The sequence below is a fragment of the Nitrospinota bacterium genome, assembly GCA_009873635.1.
GTDB lineage: Bacteria > Nitrospinota > Nitrospinia > Nitrospinales > VA-1 > LS-NOB.
Genome location: WAHY01000041.1, coordinates 7566 through 12546 on the forward strand (window position 1 = coordinate 7566; position 4981 = coordinate 12546).

The window sequence follows — 4981 nt, forward strand, 5'->3', positions numbered from 1 at the left end:
TAGACCTCAGCAGCCAGTTCCCCGGCAATGGCAGCGGCGTTTTTATGTTTTTTGGCCAATTCAGCAGCCTGGGCCGTGCTTGAAGCAGGAACCTGCTCAACACCTGGCAGGTTGCTATTCAGCCAGTTTCTACATTGCGCAAACGGTTGCGGGTGTGAATAAATTTTCTGGATCTTTTTCCGGTCCTTGGTATTGGACAAAAGAAAAAGCCCTATCGGGAGCTGTGTCTCACTGCAAATATAAAGGGGTGAATCGACCATGCAGTCCAGAGTGAGGTTGACCACCCCTTCGATGGAGTTTTCCACCGGAACAACACCATAGTCGGAATTGCCCATCTCAACTTCAGAAAAAACCGTTTCAATATTTCCACAAGGATTGAAAGTGCATGAATGACCAAAATGCTTCACCGCAGCCTGGTGGCTGAAGGTCGTATTCGGACCAAGAAAAGCAATTTTCAAAGGTTTTTCCAGAGCCAGGGTAGCAGAGAACAGCTCACGAAAAATGGACTCAATGGAAGAATCGGGGAAAGGGCCCTTGTTTTGTTCTTTCAATCGGTCGAGGATAGCCCTCTCACGTTGGGGAACATGATAATGAGTCATCTTCCCCTGTCGGGCTTTCTCTTCACCAATTCCCTGGGCTAAACGACCACGGCGACTGATCAGCTTTGCAAGCTGGTCGTCAATTTTATCAATCTGCTGGCGCAGATCATCTAACTGGGACAAAAAACAAATACCGCCTTTACTAGAATTTCCCGCAATCGCTTGAATGGGATGGTTGATCATTTCATAAATCAGCCCTACAATGCAAGCAAAAATTAGCAGTGTGCCTCTAATAATTCAATATTTTAGACTCGAGGGTATAAATCATGATTTTGCTGGAATTCAGTATGAGCCCCATGGATAAGGGGGAAAGTGTCAGTGAACAGGTCAGTCGCTCCTTAAAAATAATTGATGAGAGCGGTGTGCCGTATAGGTTGAATCCGATGGGAACGGTTCTGGAAGGTGAGTTTGACGAAGTGATGGGCGTGGTCAAACAATGTTACGAGACGATGAGGAAAGATTGCAAACGTATCACCTGTGGTATCAAGATTGATTACCGTGAAGGCAGGTCGGGCAGGCTGGAATCCAAAATCGCCTCCATTGAGAATAAACTGGGTAAAGAAATTAAGAAGTAAGTTGGTAATTATTGGAATGGATTAATCCACTTCCATCAGTTTTTTGCGGATATAGCTCACGACCGCTTCGATCTCCCCGGGAGTGAGGTTGGACTCCCATGGCATCATGGCGGTGCCTTTTCGTCCTTTTGTGACGGAAAGGATCATCCGGCTTTTTGTCAGTTCTTTTTTCGATTTTTCAGAGGTGAAATTTTTGGGTGGTGGATTCAACACATTTGCCGCGAAGGTTTTGCCGTTGCCTTTATCACCATGGCAGGCTTTGCAATGTTTATAAAAAATATCCCGTCCGGTTTCAAGGTCAGGAGAATCTGCGAAGGCCAGGGTGGGACCTCCGACAAGCGTCCATAACAGGAAAGCCAGACCTGTTTTGACTTTTATGAGATGTTTCAAATTATCCAGCCTGTTTTTTCAATGTTGGGTTCGCGCCTAGCGAACATCTTCCAGCTTTTCGATCATCAAGGTTTGAATCATGTGTTCTTTGAATCTGCTGATTACCTTGTTGAGATCAAACTTTGGATTTCTAAGAGATACATAGAAAACATCGATTGCGCGGTCGCCCTGGGTTGATATCTTTGCACGGTGAATACGGATACCAAAATCTACAAATACGGTGGCAACTTTGTAAAGCATGCCTATATGATCCCTGGCTTCCACCCTGATTACAGTAAACGGGTTGTCCGCTGTTCTTTCGACATGGACCCTGGGGACCATGGCCATCTTTTTTTGTTCACCTGCGTACCGGGTTCTGGATTTCAACATTTTTTGCAAGCTCGTTTCCCCGGAAAACAGCTGACCCAGATTGTTTTTAATGTCTTTCCATATTTCTACATCTTCAGCATCGGCTTTGGTGTTGGCTTCTACCTGAAGGGAGACAATCACTATGCCATCTTTTTTAAGAAAGAATTGAGCGCCGAGAATATTCAGGCTCTTGGCAGTGACCGTGCCAACAAGTTTTTGAAACGCTTCGCTACCAATCGGACAACAAAGAGTGAGGTTATGGTAGTTTCCTTCTTCGTGAAACTGGTGATGAAGAATAAATAATTTATCTTTGAAGGACCGGATGAGACGAATGTGAAGCGCAACTTCTTCAGAAGATGCTGTCATCAGATAATCTGCCGGCATTTGACGCAGGTGATTTTCGATATCGTTCACAGGCAGTTCCCGCTGCAGTGCTTTAAAAACACCTGCTCGTGTGGCCGAAGGCTGTTGTTCCAGAGATTCCGGATCTTGCATATATTTCAGTGTTCTTTCATATAACTCTGAAAGTAATATTTTTTTCCAGGCTGTTAAAGTGCCTGGTGCCACGGCCCTTAACTCAGCATAGCTGAGAAGATAGAGCCCTTTCATTCTTTCCGGGTTTGCGACCGTTTCAGCAAATTTGCGAATCACTGCGGGTTGGTGAATATCCTGATGCAATGCTGTTTCGATCATGGTGTAAGGGTTAGCCAGGAGAAAAAGCATGAGCTCTGAATCAGTCTCTCCGAGGAGCAGTCTGTCAGCCAGGGATTTTAAAGAATCGTCCGGTCCGCCATCTGGTGCTTTCCTTGCTGATTGCAGCAGGGCCGATAACTTTAGGATTTCTTTGCGGGAAAACTCCTGATACAAGGCAGAGAGATCCGTGGGATTCGTGATACTTGTAACAGCCAGTTCATCGAGGAACCTTATAATACGAAGGGAATGCTCATCAGCCGTGTAATGATGATAAAAGTCGTGGTTTACTTTGCAGTGGGCCAGACCAAATTCTGGTAATACCTGTTCAAGAATATTCGTTTCGTGCATCAACCTGAGAATTTTTTCAGTGGTTTGGCTTTGCAGAATGGAGAATAAGAAATCCTTAATCTCTTCACCTTTCATGAATTGCGCGTTTATAAGATTTTTGCTCAATCGCATGTTCCGTTGCAGCTTGTAATCAGGTAGAACCTGATGTTGTTTGCAAAGCTCTAATGCTTTTAATAACAGCGATTTATCCTTTTTGAAATTCTCTTTTGCGTCACCTTCATAAATCAGGGAAGACTCTGAAATGTGAAATCCATGACCCACTGACTTTTTAGTCAATGAGGAGATTACTTTTTTAAATGATCTTTTAGGTTGCCGGCAATGCTCGAAAAGGTTTTGAGAAAAAGTATAAATATTAGTGGCGTGCAGGTAGTAATCCCGCATGAATTCTTCAACGGGTTGACCCTGGGAGGAAATTTTGTATCCCAGATTGTTTGCCAGTTGTTTCTGGATATCAAAAGTCAGGACATCACTTTTTAGTCCGGTCAGATAATGCAGTTCATTACGAACCCGGAGTGAGAAGTCAACAGAATGATAGAGCGACTCAATTTCTTCATTTGAAAGCACGTGTGTTTCATTTATTTCCCGCAGTGAGTTGCACCCATAACGTACGGCAGTGGCCCATAAGGCACTGTGGTAATCGCGCAATCCACCAGGCCCATTTTTGATATCGGGCTCAGGGTGGCTCACTACACTGTCGCCTTGTCCGTAGTGGGTGTATTGTTCTTTAAGTTTGGTGTTTAGAAACTGCTTAACATGCTTTCGCAGAACATTTTTCTGAATGGTGTTGTAAAATTTATCATAAGTGGTTTGATTGCCAATGAGAAACCTGGTTTCGATCATGGAGGTTTTGATGGTCAAATCATCCTGGGCGAGTGTTACACATTCTTTAATTGTGCGGGAACTGTGTCCGATTTCCATGCCAAACCCCCATATCACTGAAAGCGCGTCCTGAATGAATGTTTCTGTGAGAGATTTGGGGTTGCCTGAAAGAAGAAATAACAAATCAATATCTGAAAGTGGATTCAGTTCTCCCCTGCCATAACCTCCCACAGCGATTAAAGAAAAATCCTCCAACACCTTGCTGCCGGAATAAGCCTCCAGTTGTGTCATGGAAAGAAGAACATGCCGGATGACCTCATCGACCAGACTGGTATGCGCCTGAATGATTTCGCGTCCGCCAGCTCCCGCACGATGCCAGCTTTTAATCTTTTCTTTTTCGTCTTGTAATAATTTTTTAAAAGTTTGGAAATAGGGCAGTCTCTTCCTCGGGTCGGCAGGAATATTCTGTACCTGGCTGAAATCTATAGCCAGTCGGTAACTGTTTTTAGAATTGTCCATACAGAAAAATAAATGGGAGATTGTTTTGTTGAAGAATAAAACAATTATATCAGATTTAAAACTTTCTTAATTTATCGCTGTATTATGAAAACTTCTTTTAGGATAGATAAGTTAATATTTGTTTTTCAACATTTCCCGGTATTTTTTCAGGGAAATGCCTTGCCAAAATTGCTTGACAAGAAGTGGGTAATAATTTAGCTTACACGTTCTTCTAACAAACAATTAATGTTGCGCTTACCTGTAGTATCTGCCATTTGAGATTAGATGATATTAGCTTTCATTAAAGCATATTTATTTATGCCTTTCGAAGGCTTGAAGTATTTTTAAAAGAGTGGATATAACAGGCCGGTCGTTAAACGATAAAATTTAGTTCAATTGTTAATTATTTAAGTAATTTATTTTTGGGGTAAATAACCATGTCAGAGAAGCCAGATATAGTATACACAAAAGTTGATGAAGCGCCTGAGTTAGCGAGCGGATCCTTTCTACCCATCATCCAGGCGTTTACGGGAGTAGCGGGAGTAGAGGTTGGGACGATGGATATATCGCTTGCAGGAAGAATCATTTCGCAGTTTCCTGACCGATTGAAACCCGACCAGCAACAACCGGACGATCTTTCTCTTCTGGGTGAAATGGTATTGAAGCCGGATGCGAACATAATCAAGTTGCCGAATATCAGTGCGTCAGTGC

5 protein-coding genes are annotated in these 4981 nt (G+C 43.2%); 2 read left to right on the plus strand and 3 right to left on the minus strand.

The genetic code is table 11. The features are described 5' to 3' along the window. A partial coding sequence (gene pheA / locus F3741_12520) for a chorismate mutase (protein ID MZG31601.1) occupies positions 1–722 on the minus strand: 722 nt, incomplete at its 3' end. 143 nt (positions 723–865) lie between these two features. Here pheA and F3741_12525 point away from each other — a divergent pair. Further along, positions 866–1174 (plus strand): MTH1187 family thiamine-binding protein, encoded by a 309-nt coding sequence (locus F3741_12525; protein MZG31602.1) that lies wholly within the window; start codon positions 866–868, stop codon positions 1172–1174. Positions 1175–1195: 21 nt separating this feature from the next. Here the strand turns inward: F3741_12525 and F3741_12530 are convergent, their stop codons facing one another. Continuing rightward, positions 1196–1573 carry a cytochrome c gene (locus F3741_12530; GenBank protein ID MZG31603.1) on the minus strand — a complete coding sequence of 126 codons (378 nt, stop codon included), beginning with the start codon at positions 1571–1573 and terminating at the stop codon, positions 1196–1198. A gap of 27 nt (positions 1574–1600) precedes the next feature. Beyond that, positions 1601–4291, minus strand: a complete 2691-nt coding sequence (gene glnD / locus F3741_12535) for a [protein-PII] uridylyltransferase (GenBank protein MZG31604.1) — start codon at positions 4289–4291, stop codon at positions 1601–1603. A gap of 416 nt (positions 4292–4707) precedes the next feature. Here glnD and F3741_12540 point away from each other — a divergent pair. Then, positions 4708–4981: NADP-dependent isocitrate dehydrogenase (locus F3741_12540; GenBank protein MZG31605.1), on the plus strand; the 274-nt coding region annotated here is incomplete at its 3' end.